At 47.9% G+C, this 21,484-nt stretch carries 9 protein-coding genes, 6 tRNA genes and 3 rRNA genes; 16 read left to right on the top strand and 2 right to left on the bottom strand.

Features of this window, described 5'->3' with window-relative positions; translation table 11 throughout:
• The first annotated feature begins 13 nt into the window (after positions 1-13).
• The 3 genes from ACKPCD_RS01550 (at position 14) to rpoC (ending at position 8,223) form a co-directional block, all read left to right on the top strand.
• Complete coding sequence (locus tag ACKPCD_RS01550) at positions 14-622, top strand: class I SAM-dependent methyltransferase (protein WP_086942742.1); 609 nt, start codon at positions 14-16, stop codon at positions 620-622.
• A 309-nt stretch (positions 623-931) separates the two neighbouring features.
• Complete coding sequence (gene rpoB / locus ACKPCD_RS01545; RefSeq protein WP_177208661.1) at positions 932-4,459, top strand: DNA-directed RNA polymerase subunit beta; 3,528 nt, start codon at positions 932-934, stop codon at positions 4,457-4,459.
• Between the two features lie 119 nt (positions 4,460-4,578).
• Positions 4,579-8,223 (top strand): DNA-directed RNA polymerase subunit beta', encoded by a 3,645-nt coding sequence (gene rpoC, locus ACKPCD_RS01540; RefSeq protein WP_321433783.1) that lies wholly within the window; start codon positions 4,579-4,581, stop codon positions 8,221-8,223.
• A gap of 284 nt (positions 8,224-8,507) precedes the next feature.
• Here the strand turns inward: rpoC and ACKPCD_RS01535 are convergent, their stop codons facing one another.
• On the bottom strand, positions 8,508-9,245 hold the full coding sequence (locus tag ACKPCD_RS01535; protein ID WP_321433782.1) for a prepilin peptidase: 738 nt from the start codon (positions 9,243-9,245) through the stop codon (positions 8,508-8,510).
• Positions 9,246-9,744: 499 nt separating this feature from the next.
• Here ACKPCD_RS01535 and ACKPCD_RS01530 point away from each other — a divergent pair.
• The 12 genes from ACKPCD_RS01530 to ACKPCD_RS01475 all read left to right on the top strand — a co-directional run bounded on the left by ACKPCD_RS01530 (position 9,745) and on the right by ACKPCD_RS01475 (position 18,947).
• Positions 9,745-11,303: ribosomal RNA gene (locus ACKPCD_RS01530) — 16S ribosomal RNA — on the top strand.
• A 212-nt stretch (positions 11,304-11,515) separates the two neighbouring features.
• Positions 11,516-14,430, top strand: a 23S ribosomal RNA gene (locus ACKPCD_RS01525).
• A 94-nt stretch (positions 14,431-14,524) separates the two neighbouring features.
• Positions 14,525-14,640: ribosomal RNA gene (gene rrf, locus ACKPCD_RS01520) — 5S ribosomal RNA — on the top strand.
• The 16S, 23S and 5S rRNA genes sit together here with 6 tRNA genes alongside, the layout of an rRNA operon.
• 11 nt (positions 14,641-14,651) lie before the next feature.
• Positions 14,652-14,724: transfer RNA gene (locus tag ACKPCD_RS01515), tRNA-Val, on the top strand.
• Between the two features lie 5 nt (positions 14,725-14,729).
• Positions 14,730-14,802: transfer RNA gene (locus ACKPCD_RS01510), tRNA-Lys, on the top strand.
• Between the two features lie 46 nt (positions 14,803-14,848).
• Positions 14,849-14,921 (top strand) — tRNA-Thr (locus tag ACKPCD_RS01505).
• Between the two features lie 9 nt (positions 14,922-14,930).
• Positions 14,931-15,002 (top strand) — tRNA-Gly (locus ACKPCD_RS01500).
• Positions 15,003-15,039: 37 nt separating this feature from the next.
• Positions 15,040-15,113 (top strand) — tRNA-Arg (locus ACKPCD_RS01495).
• Positions 15,114-15,132: 19 nt separating this feature from the next.
• Positions 15,133-15,206, top strand: a tRNA-Pro gene (locus ACKPCD_RS01490).
• A gap of 331 nt (positions 15,207-15,537) precedes the next feature.
• Positions 15,538-15,999, top strand: a complete 462-nt coding sequence (locus ACKPCD_RS01485) for a CtsR family transcriptional regulator (RefSeq protein ID WP_086989528.1) — start codon at positions 15,538-15,540, stop codon at positions 15,997-15,999.
• A gap of 25 nt (positions 16,000-16,024) precedes the next feature.
• On the top strand, positions 16,025-18,511 hold the full coding sequence (locus ACKPCD_RS01480) for an ATP-dependent Clp protease ATP-binding subunit (protein WP_321433781.1): 2,487 nt from the start codon (positions 16,025-16,027) through the stop codon (positions 18,509-18,511).
• A gap of 100 nt (positions 18,512-18,611) precedes the next feature.
• Positions 18,612-18,947, top strand: coding sequence for a hypothetical protein (locus ACKPCD_RS01475; RefSeq protein ID WP_068562199.1), 336 nt, complete (start codon positions 18,612-18,614; stop codon positions 18,945-18,947).
• 206 nt (positions 18,948-19,153) lie between these two features.
• Here ACKPCD_RS01475 and ACKPCD_RS01470 read toward each other — a convergent pair whose 3' ends face one another.
• Positions 19,154-20,050, bottom strand: coding sequence for a PucR family transcriptional regulator (locus ACKPCD_RS01470; protein ID WP_321433780.1), 897 nt, complete (start codon positions 20,048-20,050; stop codon positions 19,154-19,156).
• A 208-nt stretch (positions 20,051-20,258) separates the two neighbouring features.
• Between ACKPCD_RS01470 and ACKPCD_RS01465 the strand changes: the two genes are divergently transcribed.
• Positions 20,259-21,467: an MFS transporter gene (locus tag ACKPCD_RS01465; protein WP_321433779.1), complete on the top strand. Its 1,209-nt coding sequence runs from the start codon at positions 20,259-20,261 to the stop codon at positions 21,465-21,467.
• The last annotated feature ends 17 nt before the right edge of the window (positions 21,468-21,484 follow it).

Here is a 21,484-nt window from a genome sequence, read left to right as displayed (position 1 = left end):
AGGAGTTGGAAATATGTCAAATCATTACTACACAAAGAATCCTGAGACCGAAAGCAAGGAAGCTTCCTGGACTTTCCCTTTGAGGGGCCGTGAATTCCGGTTCATCTCGGACAGTGGTGTCTTCTCCAAAAAAACGGTCGACTTCGGTTCGCGCTTGCTGATCGAAACGTTCCGTTTGAATGAGGAGGTTGCCGGGGATATCTTGGATGTCGGCTGCGGCTACGGTCCGATGGGGCTGGCGCTTGCCTATGCCTATCCTGCAAGATTGGTGGAGATGGTGGACGTAAACGAGCGGGCTATGTCTTTAGCGCGCAGAAATGCGGAAGCCAACAACATCCGCAATGTGAAAGTCTACGAGTCGAATACCTACGACCAAGTGCCAGAAGAAAGGCAATTCGCGGCTATCGTCAGTAATCCGCCGATCCGCGCCGGTAAACAGGTCGTTCATCGCATCCTGTCGGAAGCGCACGTGCATCTCTTGCCGGGCGGCACGCTGACTGTAGTCATCCAAAAGAAGCAAGGCGCGCCGAGTGCTGAGCAAAAGATGTTGGATGTCTTCGGGAATGTCGCAGTCATTGCCCGCGACAAAGGCTATTGGATCATTCAATCGGTCAAAGCCTAGCACGTGTCCCGGATCGGATGCGAGCGAAAGACTGTTGACAAATGAAAATCATGTGTGTAGAATAGTAAGGTAATATAGACGCATAAGATAATTCAGAAAATGCGACTGAAATATTGTCCAGACGCGCTTTTCGAGGCAGAAAACAAAAGAAAGAGTAATTTTCTCAGAAATTGCAACCTTCTTTTGGTTTTTTTTTGCCAAAAAAACGTTGCGGATTGTATATGTAACAAAAACGTAACACTTGTTGCGAAAATGCAACATAAGAGTGTGTTGTCGCTAAAGGTCTAAATTTAAGTAGGGGTGAAGAAGTTGTTAGGGCATAATGAAAAATTCGGGAAACAACGTACCCGCAGAAGTTATTCGCGTATCAGTGAAGTGTTAGAGCTTCCTAACCTGATTGAGATTCAAACGGATTCTTACAAATGGTTCCTGGAAACCGGGATCAAAGAGATGTTCAAGGACATCACGCCGATTGAAGATCACACAGGGAACTTAGCATTGGAATTTGTCGATTATGAATTCCATGCTCCAAAATATACTGTTTCAGAAGCACGTGCACATGATGCCAACTACTCGGCGCCGATTTATGTAAAACTACGCTTGATCAATAAAGAAACAGGCGAAATCAAAGACCAGGAAGTTTTCTTTGGTGATTTCCCATTAATGACAGATATGGGTACCTTCATCATCAACGGAGCGGAACGTGTTATCGTCTCACAATTGGTTCGTTCTCCAGGCGTTTATTTCCATAACAAGATGGACAAAAACGGGAAAGAAAGTTTCGGCAACACGTTGATTCCTAACCGTGGCGCATGGTTGGAGTATGAAACGGATGCGAAAGATATCTCTTACGTCCGTATCGACCGCACCAGAAAAATCCCGTTGACCGTTTTGGTCCGCGCATTGGGCTTCGGTTCGGATGATCAGATTCTTGAGATCTTCGGCGACAACGAAAGCTTACGGCTGACTATGGAAAAAGATGTACATAAGAACGCATCGGACTCCAGAACAGAAGAAGCGTTGAAAGACGTCTACGAGAGACTTCGTCCAGGCGAACCGAAAACGGCCGACAGCTCGCGTAACTTGCTGAATGCCCGTTTCTTCGACCCAAGAAGATATGATATGGCTCCGGTTGGACGCTATAAAGTAAACAAAAAATTGAATGTCAAAACACGCTTGTACAACCAGACATTGGCTGAAACATTGGTCGATCCTGAGACAGGTGAAATCATCGCGGAAAAAGGAACCGAATTGGATCGCGGCGTAATGGAACGCTTAGCGCCTTATTTGGATAACGGCTTGAACCAAGTGACGTTGTACCCTACTGATGATGGTGTTGTGACTGATCCGGTCGTTATGCAGGTAGTGAAAGTCTACTCTAAGAAAGACCCTGAGAAAGTCATCAACATCATCGGAAATTCCGAAATTGCTGACGATATCAAACATCTGACGACTGCCGATATCTTTGCTTCCATGAACTACTTCTTCAATCTTTCTGAAGGACTGGGAACAACGGATGACATCGACCACTTGGGTAACAGACGTATCCGTTCGGTCGGAGAGTTGTTGCAGAACCAATTCCGTATCGGTTTGTCACGGATGGAGCGTGTCGTGCGCGAAAGAATGTCCATCCAGGATGTTTCTACCGTAACACCGCAACAATTGATCAACATCCGCCCGGTAGTGGCTGCAATCAAAGAATTCTTTGGTTCATCCCAATTGTCGCAGTTCATGGACCAAACGAATCCGTTGGGCGAATTGACGCACAAACGTCGTCTTTCTGCCTTAGGACCCGGTGGTTTGACGCGGGACCGTGCCGGATATGAAGTCCGAGACGTTCACTATTCCCACTATGGCCGTATGTGTCCGATCGAAACGCCTGAGGGCCCGAATATCGGACTGATCAACAGCTTGTCCAGTTATGCGAAAATCAACAAATATGGCTTCATTGAAACACCTTACCGCCGTGTTGACTGGAACACGCATAAGGTTACCAATATCATCGACTACTTGACTGCTGACGAAGAAGATAACTTCACCGTAGCGCAAGCCAACTCGGTCCTATTGGAAGACGGAAGCTTCGCCAACAATATCGTCATGGCCCGTTATATCCATGACAACTTGGAAGTTCCGATCGAACGCGTCGATTACATGGACGTTTCTCCAAAACAAGTAGTTGCTGTCGCGACAGCCTGCATCCCGTTCTTGGAAAACGATGACTCCAACCGTGCTTTGATGGGTGCCAACATGCAACGTCAAGCTGTTCCGCTGATCAACCCGCAAGCACCGTTCGTCGGTACCGGGATGGAATACAAAGCAGCCCATGACTCAGGTGCAGCCCTGTTGTGCCAAAATGATGGTGTGGTTGAATACGTGGATGCCAAAGAAATCCGTGTCCGTCGCGACAATGGCGCTTTGGATAAATACGAAATCATCAAGTTCCAACGTTCCAACTCAGGAACTTGCTATAACCAACGTCCAATCGTAGCTTTGGGTGACCGTGTCGATGTCGGCGAGACATTAGCGGATGGCCCATCTATGGAAAAAGGCGAAATGGCTCTTGGACAGAACGTTTTGGTTGCCTTCATGACTTGGGAAGGTTACAACTACGAGGATGCTGTTATCATGAACGAACGTCTTGTCCGTGATGATGTGTACACTTCTATCCATATCGAAGAATACGAATCAGAAGCACGTGATACGAAGCTTGGACCTGAAGAAATCACCCGCGAATTGCCTAACGTCGGCGAAGATGCTTTGAAAGATCTTGACGAGCGCGGCATCATCCGCATCGGTGCGGAAGTCAAAGATGGGGATATCCTAGTCGGTAAAGTCACTCCTAAAGGGATGACGGAACTGTCCGCGGAAGAACGTCTATTGCATGCCATCTTCGGTGAAAAAGCCCGCGAAGTGCGCGATACATCGCTACGTGTTCCTCACGGCGGCGGCGGTATCGTACACGATGTGAAGATCTTTACCCGTGAAGCAGGGGATGAATTGTCACCTGGTGTGAATCTGTTGGTGCGTGTCTACATCGTTCAAAAACGTAAGATCAACGAAGGGGATAAAATGGCCGGACGTCATGGTAACAAAGGGGTTGTATCCCGTATCATGCCTGAAGAAGATATGCCATACATGCCAGACGGCACGCCTGTTGACATCATGCTGAACCCTCTAGGGGTACCATCGCGTATGAACATCGGACAAGTATTGGAACTTCACTTAGGTATGGCTGCCCGTTCATTAGGCATCTACGTCGCATCTCCAGTATTCGATGGTGCGGATGAAGATGACGTTTGGGGTACTGTGGCTGAAGCCGGTATGGCGAACGATGCCAAAACCATCCTTTATGATGGCCGTACAGGTCAACCGTTCGATAACCGTGTATCCGTCGGCGTCATGTACTATCTGAAACTTTCCCACATGGTTGATGATAAATTGCATGCTCGTTCAACTGGACCATACTCTTTAGTTACGCAACAACCATTGGGTGGTAAAGCTCAGTTCGGTGGACAACGTTTCGGAGAGATGGAAGTTTGGGCACTGGAAGCTTATGGTGCTGCCTATACATTGCAAGAAATCTTGACATACAAATCAGATGATGTTGTCGGTCGTGTGAAAACATACGAAGCGATCGTCAAAGGCGAAACAATTCCTCGTCCAGGTGTACCTGAATCATTCCGCGTATTGGTGAAAGAATTGCAAGCACTCGGATTGGATATGAAAGTGCTTGATGAAGCAGAAGAAGAAATCGAATTGCGCGACATGGATGAAGAAGACGATGTTGTGAATATGGAAAGATTAAATAAACAATCTGAAGCAATGAAGAGAGACTAATCCGTGTTCCCGGACGCTGCTGAAGCGTTCGGGCGCATGTTTGATCAAAGCGCATTGCCTCACGAGAAACGTAGATAGAGCATTTTGGGCAGCTCAAAGAATAAAGGGAGGTTGGCCCCTTGATAGACGTTAATAAATTTGAAAGTATGCAAATCTCTTTGGCTTCTCCTGATAAGATCCGTAGCTGGTCTTACGGGGAAGTTAAAAAACCAGAAACAATCAACTACAGAACACTGAAACCTGAAAAAGAAGGTTTGTTCTGTGAGCGAATTTTTGGACCGCAAAAGGACTGGAAATGTTCATGTGGTAAATACAATGGTATCCGTTACAAAGGCATCGTTTGCGATCGCTGTGGCGTTGAAGTAACCCGCGCTAAGGTCCGTCGTGAAAGAATGGGCCATATCGAATTGGCTGCTCCTGTAACCCATGTATGGTACTTCAAAGGGATTCCTAGCCGTATGGGACTTGTATTGGATATGAGCCCGCGTGCATTGGAAGAAATCATTTACTTCGCTTCCTACGTTGTCATCGAACCAGGTGATACTGTCTTGGAATCGAAACAGTTGCTGACAGAAAGAGAATACCGTGACAAACGGGCGCAATTCGGAAATAGTTTCCATGCGGCCATGGGTGCGGAAGCAATCAAGCAATTGCTTGATCGCGTCGATGTCGATGCTGAATGTGAACAATTAAAAGAAGACTTGAAATCCGCGACTGGACAAAAACGTACGCGTGCAATCCGTCGTTTGGATATCCTGGATGCTTTCCGTTCTTCAGGGAACAAACCTAGCTGGATGATCATGGATGTAATCCCGGTTATCCCTCCAGATTTGCGTCCGATGGTTCAATTGGAAGGCGGCCGTTTCGCAACAAGTGACTTGAACGACCTTTACCGTCGTGTCATCAACCGTAACAACCGTCTGAAACGCTTGTTGGACCTGAACGCACCGAACATCATCGTTCAGAATGAAAAACGCATGCTGCAGGAAGCTGTCGATGCTTTGATCGATAACGGTCGTCGCGGCCGTCCTGTAACAGGACCAGGTAACCGTCCATTGAAATCACTTTCGCACATGTTGAAAGGGAAGCAAGGACGTTTCCGTCAAAACTTGCTGGGTAAACGTGTTGACTACTCCGGACGTTCCGTAATCGTAGTTGGACCTTTCCTGAAAATGTACCAATGCGGCTTGCCGAAAGAAATGGCGATCGAGTTGTTCAAACCGTTCTTGATGAAAGAATTGGTTGCCCGTGATATCGCAAGCAACATCAAAAATGCAAAACGCAAAATCGACCGTATGGACGATGATGTCTGGGATGTATTGGAAGATGTCATCAGAGAACATCCGGTATTGCTGAACCGCGCACCGACGCTTCACCGTTTGGGTATCCAAGCGTTTGAACCGGTACTTGTCGAAGGTAAAGCAATCCGTCTGCATCCGTTGGTATGTGAAGCCTATAACGCCGATTTCGATGGTGACCAAATGGCCGTCCACGTACCGCTGGGCGAAGAAGCACAAGCAGAGGCGCGTCTATTGATGCTGGCTGCACAGAACATCTTGAATCCAAAAGATGGTAAACCAGTCGTAACCCCATCCCAGGATATGGTCTTGGGTAACTATTACCTGACGCTGGAAGAAATCAATAAAGTCGGCGAAGGAATGATCTTCTCCAACGCTGAAGAAGCGGGTCTGGCTTATGAAGGTGGATTTGTCCATCTGCATACCAGAGTAGCGATCAGCACGAATTCGTTGCCTAAGAAACCATGGACAGAATGGCAAAGAGGCCGTCTGTTGGTGACGACAGTCGGTAAGATCTTCTTTAACGAAATCATGCCGGATGAATTCCCGTATTTGAACGAACCAACGCAATTCAACTTGGATGTAGCGACTCCGGATAAATACTTTGTTGAAGCCGGCGAAGACGTTCAGGCGTTCATCAAGAAACAAGAAATTGTCGGACCGTTCAAGAAGAAATACCTTGGAAATATCATTGCTGCCGTCTTCAAGAAGTTCCAAGTAACGGAAACTTCGAAGATGTTGGACAAAATGAAGGACCTGGGTTACAAAATCTCGACTCGTGCAGGTATCACTGTAGGGATCGCCGATATCTTGGTATTGGAATCCAAAGCAGAGATTCTGGAAAGAGCGCACAAAAAAGTCGATAACATCACGAAACAATTCCGTCGTGGTCTGATCACCGATGATGAAAGATACAACAGCGTCATCACAACTTGGAATATGGCGAAAGATGAAATCCAGATCGAACTGATGAAGACATTGGGACAAGAAAATCCGATCTTCATGATGAGTGATTCCGGAGCCCGTGGTAACATCTCCAACTTTACGCAACTTGCCGGTATGCGTGGTCTGATGGCCGCTCCAAATGGTAAGATCATGGAATTGCCGATCACTTCGAACTTCCGTGAAGGACTAAGCGTTTTGGAAATGTTTATCTCTACCCATGGAGCTCGCAAAGGGATGACCGATACAGCCTTGAAGACAGCCGATTCAGGTTACCTGACTCGTCGTTTGGTTGACGTTGCGCAAGATGTTATTATCCGTGAAGACGATTGCGGCACCGATCGTGGTCTGATCGTCCGTTCGATCCAAGAAGGCAATGAAGTCATTGAGGCCTTGGAAGAGCGTCTGATTGGCCGTTATGCTCAAAAAACAGTGGTTCATCCTGAAAACGGCAAAGTTCTTGCAGTTCATAACCAATTGATCACAGAAGATATGGCCAAGGAAATCATTGATGCTGGTATCGAAGAAGTGACGATCCGTTCCGTGTTCACATGTAACACAAGACACGGCGTCTGCAAACGTTGCTACGGCCGTAACTTGGCTACTGGTTCAAATGTTGAGGTCGGTGAAGCAGTCGGTACGATCGCTGCCCAATCCATCGGTGAACCGGGTACTCAATTGACCATGCGTACATTCCATACGGGTGGGGTTGCCGGAGACGATATCACACAAGGTTTGCCGCGTATCCAAGAAATCTTTGAAGCGCGTAATCCGAAAGGGCAAGCTGTCATCACAGAAGTTACCGGGGAAGTTGTCTCCATTGATGAGAGTGCGTCCGATCGTTCTAAAGAAGTAACAGTCAAAGGGATCACGGATACAAGAACGTATACCATTCCTTACACTGCACGTACGAAAGTGGCTGAAGGCGACATCGTTCACCGTGGGGATCCGTTGACTGAAGGGTCCATCGAGCCTAAGAGCTTGTTGCGCGTCCGCGATGTATTGTCTGTTGAGACGTACTTGCTGCGCGAAGTTCAGAAAGTATACCGTATGCAAGGGGTAGAAATCGGCGACAAGCATATCGAAGTTATGGTTCGTCAAATGTTGCGTAAAGTTCGCGTTATGGATCCGGGTTCAACAGATATCCTGCCAGGTACATTGATGGATATCTCAGATTTCGAAGACCGCAACCGTGCTGTCATCAACGCTGGGGAAGTTCCAGCAACAGCCCGTCCAGTTCTTTTGGGAATCACAAAAGCGTCATTGGAAACAAACAGCTTCTTGTCTGCTGCTTCCTTCCAAGAAACGACTCGTGTCCTGACGGATGCTGCAATCCGCGGCAAGAAAGACTCCTTGTTGGGTCTTAAAGAGAATGTTATCATCGGTAAGATCATCCCTGCTGGTACAGGTATGGCCCGCTACCGTAAGATGGAGCCAAAAGCCGTCGAAGCCGAAAGTGAGAGCGTCTATAGCATCACTGATACAGCCGAAATGGGTTCTGACCTATCTGATTACAGAGGATAAAAACAACAAACGTTCCGGAAAAGCAATTTGCTTTTCCGGGGCGTTTTTTTGTCGTTTGTATGTTTTTTTTCCTAGGATTGGGATTTGAAAATGGGTTTGTTGGCGTGATTCCCTGCGAAAATGGGTTTGGCGGGGAATATCATGCTGTCCGCGGATATTTTTCCCCGCCAAGGTGGTTTCGGCGGTTTTTCTGACTGTGATTTGAACTGATTTTCCCCGTCAAAATGGTTTTGACGGGTTATTTCTGTGCATAAATAAAATCCTCGAACAGAATTAGAGAGGCGTCAAAGCACCAAAACCATTTGCGCAAAGTGCACCACAACGGCAGATGCGGCGAGAAAGGGCCCGAACGGTAATCTGCGCTGCAAGGAGCTACCGTTTGTCAGGTAGGTGTGCAAAAAACAAAAGCCTGCGAAGAGGCTGGCCAACAGGATGATGAACAAGGTTGGTTCTAGCCCGAAAGCGAGGCTCAAGATCGAAAGCAGTTTGACATCGCCGCCCCCAATTCCGTCAGGAAGAGCGAGGCCGGTGAAGAACAGCAATGAAAAGATCACAAAAAAACTGATAAAGGCTGCTGGCCAATCCGTAGTAGGAAGAGTCATTTGATGAAATACGACACCGAAAAACAACAAGAGCTGAAAGCGATCAGGAATCAACAGATAGAGATAATCGGTAATCGATATGACCAGCAGCAACGAGAACATAAAGGCGAGAGCGAGTAACTGCAACAAGTCTGTTGCGTAGAAATAATAGAGAAGGCATGTCACAAAACCGGAAATGATTTCCGAAGCGAAGTACATCGGATCTATTTTTGTTGTACAGTAAGCACATTTGCCTCGGTGACATACATAAGAAACAATCGGAAAAAGATCTGTTGTCTGCAGTGTATGCTGGCAATGGACGCAGTGGGAGCGTGTGGTGGTGAAGTTTTCTTTGATCGGGATACGCGTTCCGAGTACAGTGAAGAAGGATCCGAAAATGGCTCCGAAATAAAAGATGGATATGTAAACGATGATGATCAAAACAATTCCTCCTTTACGAACAAACTGATGATAGTATCCGCAACTAGTCTGTTGAATCTTTTTGTTCGTAGGATGGGGAAATTTTTTTGAAAAACATTCCATTTAGTATTGACAGAGTGTTCGTCAGGTGGTAGACTGTTTAAGTTGTCGAATTAATCCTTTTTCCTGATGAAAAATATTTGTTGACAGATGGCCCTGGATTTGATAATATATAAGAGTTGCTACTGCAGTTCAAAAACGTCTGAAGTATCTCGAAAAAATATTTCGAAAAGGCGTTGACACCGGGCTGGTTAAGTGGTATTATAAATAAGCAATCACGTAATACGTGATGCGCGATTGACCTTTGAAAACTGAACAAAGAATGAACGAACCAAATGTGCAGGGAGCTTAGACTTCGGTCGAAGCAAACGAAGGCGATACATCGTATCGCAAACATAAAGTCAGCAAGAAATTAAGAGCTTTTCAGCTTTTCATGAGGGTTTCTGTACAAGAGCCCACATTACATGAGAGTTTGATCCTGGCTCAGGACGAACGCTGGCGGCGTGCCTAATACATGCAAGTCGAACGGTCTTTTCTATGGAAGCTTGCTTCCACTGAGAAGATAGTGGCGAACGGGTGAGTAACACGTGGGTAACCTGCCCATAAGAGGGGGATAACATCCGGAAACGGGTGCTAATACCGCATAGTTTTCTTGATCGCATGATCGGGAAAGGAAAGACGGCCTTTGTGCTGTCGCTTATGGATGGACCCGCGGCGTATTAGTTAGTTGGTGAGGTAACGGCTCACCAAGACGATGATACGTAGCCGACCTGAGAGGGTGATCGGCCACATTGGGACTGAGACACGGCCCAAACTCCTACGGGAGGCAGCAGTAGGGAATCTTCCGCAATGGACGAAAGTCTGACGGAGCAACGCCGCGTGAGTGAAGAAGGTTTTCGGATCGTAAAACTCTGTTGTCAGAGAAGAACAAGTTGGAGAGTAACTGCTCCAGCCTTGACGGTATCTGACCAGAAAGCCACGGCTAACTACGTGCCAGCAGCCGCGGTAATACGTAGGTGGCAAGCGTTGTCCGGATTTATTGGGCGTAAAGCGAGCGCAGGCGGTTCCTTAAGTCTGATGTGAAAGCCCACGGCTCAACCGTGGAAGGTCATTGGAAACTGGGGAACTTGAGTGCAGAAGAGGAGAGTGGAATTCCATGTGTAGCGGTGAAATGCGTAGATATATGGAGGAACACCAGTGGCGAAGGCGACTCTCTGGTCTGTAACTGACGCTGAGGCTCGAAAGCGTGGGGAGCAAACAGGATTAGATACCCTGGTAGTCCACGCCGTAAACGATGAGTGCTAAGTGTTGGAGGGTTTCCACCCTTCAGTGCTGCAGCTAACGCATTAAGCACTCCGCCTGGGGAGTACGGCCGCAAGGCTGAAACTCAAAGGAATTGACGGGGACCCGCACAAGCGGTGGAGCATGTGGTTTAATTCGAAGCAACGCGAAGAACCTTACCAGGTCTTGACATCCTTTGACAATCCTAGAGATAGGACTTTCCCTTCGGGGACAAAGTGACAGGTGGTGCATGGTTGTCGTCAGCTCGTGTCGTGAGATGTTGGGTTAAGTCCCGCAACGAGCGCAACCCCTATTGTTAGTTGCCAGCATTCAGTTGGGCACTCTAATGAGACTGCCGGTGACAAACCGGAGGAAGGTGGGGATGACGTCAAATCATCATGCCCCTTATGACCTGGGCTACACACGTGCTACAATGGATGGTACAACGAGCAGCAAGACCGCGAGGTCAAGCGAATCTCTTAAAGCCATTCTCAGTTCGGATTGCAGGCTGCAACTCGCCTGCATGAAGCCGGAATCGCTAGTAATCGCGGATCAGCACGCCGCGGTGAATACGTTCCCGGGTCTTGTACACACCGCCCGTCACACCACGAGAGTTTGTAACACCCGAAGTCGGTGAGGTAACCTTTATGGAGCCAGCCGCCTAAGGTGGGACAGATGATTGGGGTGAAGTCGTAACAAGGTAGCCGTATCGGAAGGTGCGGCTGGATCACCTCCTTTCTAAGGAATATAATGGAATCCTTGCTTGGTTCAATCATTCTTTGTTCAGTTTTGAGAGATCAATCTCTCAAGCAAGAAAAAAGTTGTTCTTTGAAAACTGAATACTACAAAAATAAAGTAAGAAACCTAAACATTTTACCGCGTTTTAAGTTGACTTAAATGAGTTTTTAACGAAATAAGTTAGCAAGCCAGCAATGGCGAGCTTAACCATAGGTTAAGTGAATAAGGGCGCACGGTGGATGCCTAGGCACTAGGAGCCGATGAAGGACGGGACTAACACCGATATGCTCCGGGGAGCTGTAAGTAAGCTTTGATCCGGAGATTTCCGAATGGGGCAACCCAATATCTTTGATAGGATATTACGTTACACTGAATACATAGGTGTATCGAGGAACACGCAGGGAACTGAAACATCTCATTACCTGCAGGAAGAGAAAGAAAATTCGATTCCCTTAGTAGCGGCGAGCGAAACGGGAAAAGCCCAAACCAAAGAGCTTGCTCTTTGGGGTTGTAGGACTGGGACATGAGACTGCAATGGATAGCAGAAGCCAACTGGAAAGTTGCGCAACATAGGGTAATAGCCCCGTATGCGAAATCCAAATCAGCTCTACCAGTATCCTGAGTACGGCGGAACACGAGAAATTCCGTCGGAATCCGGGAGGACCATCTCCCAAGGCTAAATACTCCCTAGTGACCGATAGTGAACCAGTACCGTGAGGGAAAGGTGAAAAGCACCCCGGAAGGGGAGTGAAACAGTACCTGAAACCGTGTGCCTACAAGTAGTCAAAGCCCGTTAATGGGTGATGGCGTACCTTTTGTAGAATGGACCGGCGAGTTACGATTTCATGCAAGGTTAAGTTGAAAAGACGGAGCCGCAGCGAAAGCGAGTCTGAATAGGGCGAATAAGTATGAGGTCGTAGACCCGAAACCAAGTGACCTACCCATGTCCAGGTTGAAGGTGCGGTAATACGCACTGGAGGACCGAACCCACGCACGTTGAAAAGTGCGGGGATGAGGTGTGGGTAGCGGAGAAATTCCAATCGAACTTGGAGATAGCTGGTTCTCTCCGAAATAGCTTTAGGGCTAGCCTCGGATATGCGAATCATGGAGGTAGAGCACTGTTTGGACTAGGGGCCCTTCTCGGGTTACCGAATTCAGATAAACTCCGAATGCCATTGATTTAGATCCGGGAGTCAGACTGCGAGTGATAAGATCCGTAGTCAAAAGGGAAACAGCCCAGACCACCAGCTAAGGTCCCAAAGTATCTGTTAAGTGGAAAAGGATGTGGGGTTGCATAGACAACTAGGATGTTGGCTCAGAAGCAGCCATCATTTAAAGAGTGCGTAATAGCTCACTAGTCGAGTGACCCTGCGCCGAAAATTTACCGGGGCTAAACAGATCACCGAAGCTGTGGATGGAACCCAATGGGTTCCGTGGTAGGAGAGCGTTCTAAGGGCATCGAAGCCAGATCGTGAGGACTGGTGGAGCGCTTAGAAGTGAGAATGCCGGTATGAGTAGCGCAAGACGGGTGAGAATCCCGTCCACCGAATAACTAAGGTTTCCTGGGGAAGGCTCGTCCTCCCAGGGTTAGTCGGGACCTAAGCTGAGGCCGATAGGCGTAGGCGATGGACAACAGGTTGATATTCCTGTACCAGTTGCTTTTGTTTGAGCGATGGAGGGACGCAGGAGGCTAAGGAATGCACACGATCGGAAATGTGTGTCCAAGCAGCAAGTCTGAGAACGAGTGAAATGCTTTTTCTCTCAAGGACAAGCTGTGATGGGGAGCGAAATTTAGTAGCGAAGTTCCTGATGTCACACTGCCAAGAAAAGCTTCTAGTGAGAAAGTAACTGCCCGTACCGCAAACCGACACAGGTAGTTGAGGAGAGAATCCTAAGGTGTGCGAGAGAACTCTCGTTAAGGAACTCGGCAAAATGACCCCGTAACTTCGGGAGAAGGGGTGCTGACCGCAAGGTCAGCCGCAGTGAATAGGCCCAAGCGACTGTTTATCAAAAACACAGGTCTCTGCAAAATCGAAAGATGACGTATAGGGGCTGACGCCTGCCCGGTGCTGGAAGGTTAAGAGGAGAGGTTAGCGCAAGCGAAGCTTTGAATTGAAGCCCCAGTAAACGGCGGCCGTAACTATAACGGTCCTAAGGTAGCGAAATTCCTTGTCGGGTAAGTTCCGACCCGCACGAAAGGCGTAACGATTTGGGCACTGTCTCAACGAGAGACTCGGTGAAATTATAGTACCAGTGAAGATGCTGGTTACCCGCGACAGGACGGAAAGACCCCATGGAGCTTTACTGCAGTTTGATATTGCGTGTTTGTATCACATGTACAGGATAGGTAGGAGCCGAAGATACCGGGACGCCAGTCTCGGAGGAGGCAACGGTGGGATACTACCCTTGTGATATGACCACTCTAACCCGCTGCTCTTAGCGAGCAGGGAGACAGTGTCAGACGGGCAGTTTGACTGGGGCGGTCGCCTCCAAAAATGTAACGGAGGCGCCCAAAGGTTCCCTCAGAATGGTTGGAAATCATTCGTAGAGTGTAAAGGCAGAAGGGAGCTTGACTGCGAGACCTACAAGTCGAGCAGGGACGAAAGTCGGGCTTAGTGATCCGGTGGTTCCGCATGGAAGGGCCATCGCTCAACGGATAAAAGCTACCCTGGGGATAACAGGCTTATCTCCCCCAAGAGTTCACATCGACGGGGAGGTTTGGCACCTCGATGTCGGCTCATCGCATCCTGGGGCTGTAGTCGGTCCCAAGGGTTGGGCTGTTCGCCCATTAAAGCGGTACGCGAGCTGGGTTCAGAACGTCGTGAGACAGTTCGGTCCCTATCCGTCGCGGGCGTTGGAAATTTGAGAGGAGCTGTCCTTAGTACGAGAGGACCGGGATGGACACACCGCTGGTGTACCAGTTGTTCTGCCAAGAGCATCGCTGGGTAGCTATGTGTGGACGGGATAAACGCTGAAAGCATCTAAGCGTGAAGCCCCCCTCAAGATGAGATTTCCCATCACTTTAAGTGAGTAAGACCCCTGAGAGATGATCAGGTAGATAGGTTGGGAGTGGAAGTACAGCGATGTATGGAGCGGACCAATACTAATCGGTCGAGGACTTAACCAATTTTTAAAAAGAAGAAAACTCAAGCGGTGTTTTCGGAATCCCTTTACTTTTGTAGATTCAGTTTTGAGAGAACAACGTTCTCTAATTAAAAATGTGCGGTGACGATGGCAAGAAGGTCACACCTGTTCCCATCTCGAACACAGAAGTTAAGCTTCTTAGCGCCGATTGTAGTGAAGGGTTTCCCTTTGTGAGACTAGGACGTTGCCGCGCATTTATATTTTGGAGGTTTAGCTCAGCTGGGAGAGCGTCTGCCTTACAAGCAGGATGTCGGCGGTTCGATCCCGTCAACCTCCATCCATGAGTTATTAGCTCAGTTGGTAGAGCATCTGACTTTTAATCAGAGGGTCGCAGGTTCGAGCCCTGCATAACTCATTCATCATTCTTGCGACAATGATAGAATAATTAAATATATTGAAACGCCGGCTTAGCTCAGTTGGTAGAGCATCTGATTTGTAATCAGAGGGTCGAGGGTTCAAGTCCTTTAGCCGGCATTCAAAAACGCGGAAGTAGTTCAGTGGTAGAACATCACCTTGCCAAGGTGGGGGTCGCGGGTTCGAACCCCGTCTTCCGCTTTTTTTTATTTTAATGAAGTTTATCATCATTCATGAAGCACCCATAGCTCAATTGGATAGAGTACTTGACTACGAATCAAGCGGTTACAGGTTCGACTCCTGTTGGGTGCATTTTTTACAAAATGATCACCGGGAAGTAGCTCAGCTTGGTAGAGCACTTGGTTTGGGACCAAGGGGTCGCAGGTTCGAATCCTGTCTTCCCGATAAATAAAAATAGACGCAGAAATCATTCCGATGATTTCTGCGTCTATTTTTGTATTAACCAACCCCTGTCAGCTTTTCAGATAGAAATATTGCCGTTTTTCACCTTTCAGTATATAATGAGTAACATTCTTCGGTAATCTTGTCGAAGATGTTAGTGAAATATGCTGTTATAAAGAGTCTGCAGAGCAGTACGGATGAGCTTCAAAGCTCTCTTGAATAATTTGCTGTAAAAGCCCTCGGATAGCTCTTTCCATTTGACAGTTATGTAGGAATAGCATAATATAAATATATAATAGTCAAAATTAGTCAGGGGAAGGGAGGCATCCATTCCATGCATGGTCAGAATATGTCAGATATCATCGAAGCATACATCAAAAAGATTCTGAATGCAGAAGAGCAGATTGAAATCAGAAGGAATGAAATGGCGGATCGTTTCAATTGCGTACCTTCACAAATCAACTATGTCATCAATACCCGTTTTACGGAACAGCAAGGCTACGCGGTCGAAAGCAAACGCGGCGGGGGCGGTTATATACGCATCATGAAAGTGAAGATCCTCGATCAAGCAGAATTGTTGGATAAACTTATCGCTATAGTAGGCGAAAGCATCACCCAGAAAGATGCGTTTGCGGTAACCCAAAATCTATACAGTCGCGGGATCATCACGAAACGTGAAGGAAACCTGATGTTGTCGGTATTGGATAAGTCACTTGCCCCATACACAGGCGAACATGAAGAAAGAATACGAGCCTTGCTGTTGAGGAATTTCTTGAACAGTCTGCGCTTTGAATAGATAGCCCGTAGAGGAGGCGTTAAAAATGGATGAATTATTTACAGAAAAAGCCAGCCAAGTATTGTTGTTGGCAACAGAAGAAGCGCACAAATTTAAGCATCAATCCATCGGAACGGAACATATGCTTCTCGGATTAGTCCGGGAACAAGAAGGCATTGCCGGAAAAGTGTTGCGTGGCTACGATATTGATGAGGAAGGAGTCCGCGAAGAGATTGTTCATCTGACCGGTTTCGGTCAAATGAATGCGGAAGACTTCAATGCACCGTTGCCATTTTCTCCTCGGGCAAAAAAAGTCATTATGTATGCGACAAACGAAGCACACAAATTAGGAGTTCCCTTGGTAGGAACCGAACACCTTTTGTTGGGCTTATTGAAAGAAGAAATTCTTGCAGTCAAAATCATCAAAAATCTGCAGATCGATCCGAATTTGTTGCGTAAGTCTCTCTATGAGAAACTGGGCATCAAACAACCAACCAAACCGGATATGCGTTCAGCCAAAAAGACGGATAAAGTGGAAGAAGGGACGCCGACGTTGGATTCCTTGGCCCGCAATCTGACTGACTTGGCGCGTGAAAACCGGATGGATCCGATCGTTGGACGCGACAAGGAAGTCCGTCGTATCATGCAAATCGTTTCCCGCAGAACGAAGAACAATCCTGTTTTGGTAGGGGAACCGGGAGTCGGCAAGACCGCCATCGTGGAAGGTTTGGCACAGAAAATCGTAGCCGGCGATGTTCCGGACACATTGGCAAACAAGCGCATCATGATGTTGGATATGGGTTCGCTGGTAGCGGGTACGAAATACCGCGGTGAATTCGAGGAAAGAATGAAAAAAATCATTGATGAAATCTACAATGACGGCAATGTCATCCTCTTCATCGATGAGTTGCACACCTTGATCGGTGCAGGCGGAGCGGAAGGGGCGATCGATGCTTCCAACATCCTGAAACCGGCATTGGCAAGGGGCGAATTGCAGACGATCGGTGCCACCACCCTAGATGAGTACCAAAAATATATCGAAAAGGATGCGGCGCTGGAAAGACGTTTCGCACCTATCCATATCGATGAGCCTACACCTGAGGAATCGGTTGAAATCATGCGTGGCTTGCGTTCCCGTTATGAGGAGCACCATGGCGTGGAAATCACGGATGAGGCCTTGAAAGCAGCGGTCCAGCTATCGGTGCGCTACATCACTTCCAGACGATTGCCGGATAAAGCGATTGATCTGATTGATGAATCGGCCGCGAAAGTCCGTTTGGATGTCACACACGGGGATACACCGATCGGAAAACTGGAGATGGAAATTGCGAAGTTGTCGAAAGACAAAGAAGAAGCGATCCTGAACCAGGATTTTGATAAAGCTGCCCGCATCCGCAAACGTGAAATGACGAAGAAGCAGAAATTCCAAAAAATGGTGGAACAACAAGCCCAAACAATCACGCACTACGACCTGAAAGTAACCGAAAATGATGTAGCTGAAGTCGTGGCTTTGTGGACCGGGATTCCTGTCAACCAGATGGAGCAGAAGGAAAGCGATCGTTTGATGAGGCTGGAAAAAGTGTTGCATGAACGCGTCATTGGGCAATCCGAGGCGGTCAGTGCGGTGGCTCGCGCCATCAGACGCGCACGTTCCGGTTTGAAGGATCCAAACCGTCCAATCGGGTCCTTCCTGTTCCTGGGCCCTACTGGAGTCGGCAAAACAGAGCTTGCGAAAACGTTGGCGGAAGCAATGTTCGGGACAGAAGACTCCTTGGTTCGTTTGGATATGTCCGAATACATGGAAAAATACAGCACAAGTCGTCTGATCGGCTCTCCACCCGGCTATGTCGGCTATGATGAAGGCGGTCAATTGACAGAGAAAATCCGTCAAAAACCGTACTCGGTCATTCTTCTTGATGAGGTGGAAAAAGCCCACCCGGACGTCTTCAATATCCTCCTGCAAGTGCTCGATGACGGTCATCTGACTGATTCAAAAGGTCGGAAAGTTGATTTCCGCAATACGATCTTGATCATGACCTCCAATTTAGGGGCAACAGCTTTACGTGATGAGAAGTCAGTCGGATTCGCGGCGAAGAACCTCAAGCATGACTATAAGGCGATGGAGAAACGTATCCGTGAAGAATTGAAGAACAGTTTCCGTCCGGAGTTCCTGAACCGTATCGACGAAACGATCGTCTTCCACTCATTGGAGAAGGACGAATTGCATGAAATCGTTAAATTGATGGCGAACAGCATCGTGAAACGTCTGAAGGATCTCGATATCCATGTGCGCATCACGCCTGCAGCCATCGATGTCATCGCAAAAGCTGGATTCGATCCGGAATATGGTGCACGTCCGATCAGACGCGCGATCCAAAAAGAGATCGAAGATAAGTTGAGTGAAGAAATGCTGAGCGGCTTGATCAAATTCGGCGACACCGTTACGATCGGCGCCCAAAAAGGCACGATCCGGATTGCAGTGAAGCCCGCTAAGCAGGAAAACAAAGACAAAAAAATTCCCGTAAATTCCTAAAAGTGGCGTGTCCACATTTGGCAGGCAGGGTTATTGTTCGGCTATCGCTACCGTTTGTGCTAAAATACAGGTACAGAAGTTAGAGGAGGGAACAAACAAGATGAAGAATTCTAAAAAAGCATTGTTGATCGGTTTGGGTGCTACAGCAGCGATTGCGGCAATTGCAGCAGCTTTGGCATATGAGGAAGAAGCAGTGGACAAAATCGGCTCCTACTTGAACCGTCAGCGCATGAAAAATTTTGTGAAGGACCATCTCAAGGGCAGCCAAAAGTTTTTGAAGGCAATCGAGGATTTGACGGATGATGAAATCGATGGATTCTTGCGCGTTGTCGACAGAGCAGGCGATTGGAAAGAGTCAGCAATGGACCTATTCTCTGATTTTAAGGACAAGGCCGGCGATGTAAAAGACAGCGTAGGCGATAAGTTGCATAGATAAGAATGTTGAAGCAAGGATTGTCTCATCTGCAGACAATCCTTTTTTTTGTGCGGTATTCTGACAGATGTCCGATAAATAGGAAGAATCGGACGACCGGAGCCACGGTATCCTAGTCGCTTCTCCATGGAGATCTAATCGACATTTTTCCGGCAAGTAACGTGCTTTAAAAAGGAAAAACGGCTGTCCCGATGTGGGATAGCCGTTTTTTAGTTGTTGGGTATCCCCGCGACCGCAGTAATGGCGAGATATGCCAAGGCCAGGTCATCCATGTTCTTCAAGGACAAGCCGGTCGCATCGAAAAAGCGATCAATCCGATACTGAAGCGTATTGCGGTGTAGGTAAAGGTCAGCAGCCGCTTTCGACAGGTTTCCTTGGTTCCGCCACATGGCTGTGATCAGTTCGTCAGTGCTGTCGCTAGACCCAATCGTGGTCTGCAAGGCTTGTAGGACTGGATTTTGGTTTCCTGAATCTGAGATGAAGTAAGGGAGCGCGATTGCGGCAAGCGTTGTGATCTTGTTGCCTTTAGCGATTGTTCGGCTGGCCGCAAAGATTTTCCTCTCCTCTTCGAAAAGGAGCGGCAAGCGGGCATCGACAGGCCACCTTTGGCCGAGGTAAAGGGTTGTGCGCAGGCTGAAGTCATCATCCAGAATATCGAGCACCGCCGCTAGTTCTTCATCGATGCAGTAAGGCTCCGGGCTATCGAGGATGAATACGCCGCTTTTGCTATTCAAAAAGAAGCAATCGCGGACAAGTGGCAATGTCTGGCTGAAAGCATCGAGCCACAGTGCTTGATCGAAAGAACCCGCATCCTCTTCCCGATAGGAAAGGCTGAACTGGAGCAATTGGGTCTGCGCTAGTCCAGAGGGTATGTCGGTTTTATGGCCCAACAAAAACTGTGCCCAAGGATTTTGCGGAATTTCGGATGTCTGGTCCTCGTTGAGCAGCAATTGCTTCAAAAGTGCTTTTTCGCGGCCATTCAGCGTGTGTTCTGGGATATGTACCCAACGGCTCTGGAAAGGCAGGGTGAAGTAAGCTGGCCCGAGACTGGGCGCAGTTGTGATTTTTGCTTCCGGGAATAATTGTTGGAGTTCGTTTTGATTCAAACCGTCACCTCATTTTTCGGGATAGCCTGTCGTTTGCAAGGCCTTTTTATCTATTTTAGCACTATTATCGCTTATTTGCGCGAAAAAAATAGGAAACTGGCCATCGTCAGACAATGAGGGATTTTCAATGTAAAGATAATGTCTAATTATTTTCTTTTAAGGTAAAATGGAGATTGGAATCAAAGAGACAAGGAGGCTACACAAAAAGATGTTCAGTTTACTTTTGGCAATCATTTATCTTGCTTTTATCAGTTTAGGCCTGCCTGATGCATTGTTGGGTTCCGCTTGGCCGACGATGTACAGGGAATTCGGTGTGCCGGTTTCTTATGCTGGGGGTATTTCAATGATCATCGCGGTGGGAACCATTGTGTCCAGCTTGCAAAGTGACCGCCTTACGCGCAGGTTCGGGACAGGCAAAGTAACTGCTGTGAGTGTTGCTTTGACCGCGACCGCTTTGTTTGGTTTCTCCATGAGTCAGTCCTTTTGGTCGCTATGTTTATGGGCCATTCCGTATGGGCTGGGTGCCGGCGGAGTGGATGCATCGCTGAATAATTACGTTGCTTTGCATTATTCCAGCCGGCACATGAGCTGGCTTCACTGTATGTGGGGAGTCGGTGCGTCGCTGGGACCGTATGTGTTGGCATACGCTTTGAACGGTGGAAATCGTTGGAACATGGGCTACAATTATATCGCTATTGTTCAAGTCGCCTTGACAGCCGTGCTCTTGTTCAGCTTGCCGCTTTGGGGAAAGAAGCGTGCGGATTTTTCTGAAAAGGAAGGCAAGGAACAAGGAACGCATGGGAAGGCCCTCTCTTTGCAGCAGATCATCAGAATTCCTGGAGCGAAAGAGATCATGATCACTTTCTTCTGCTACTGTGCCTTGGAGCAGACGGCAGCGCTTTGGGCAAGCAGCTATCTTGTCCTGCATAAAGGCGTATCCGCGGAAACGGCTGCCGGCTTTGCGAGTCTTTTCTTTATCGGGATTACCGTGGGACGGGCAATCAGCGGTTTTCTGACCATGCGGTTCAATGATGCCGCCATGATCCGTTTGGGACAAGTTTTGATAGTGGCAGGCGTGTCTGCTTTGATGCTGCCGTTCGGCGAAACGACTGCGTTGCTGGGTCTTGTGCTAGTCGGACTGGGCTGTGCACCTATTTATCCGTGCATCATCCATTCCACTCCTGAATTGTTCGGTGCCGATCGCTCACAGGCAATCATCGGTGTTCAGATGGCAGCCGCTTATGTGGGGATTTTGGTGATGCCGCCCGTATTCGGCCTGATCGCCGACCATATCACTGTTTCCTTGTTCCCCCTCTATCTGGGCGTCATCTTATTTGTTATGATTATGATGCATGAGGCCTTACTGAAGAAAAAACAAGCAAGTGAAATGTCACTTGCTGAGATTGAAGAAGCATAAGGGACGAGGTATGGGAA

Source organism: Trichococcus flocculiformis (genome assembly GCF_963662535.1).
Taxonomy (GTDB): Bacteria; Bacillota; Bacilli; order Lactobacillales; family Aerococcaceae; genus Trichococcus; species Trichococcus flocculiformis.
This window is presented reverse-complemented; position numbering and strand designations above follow the sequence as displayed.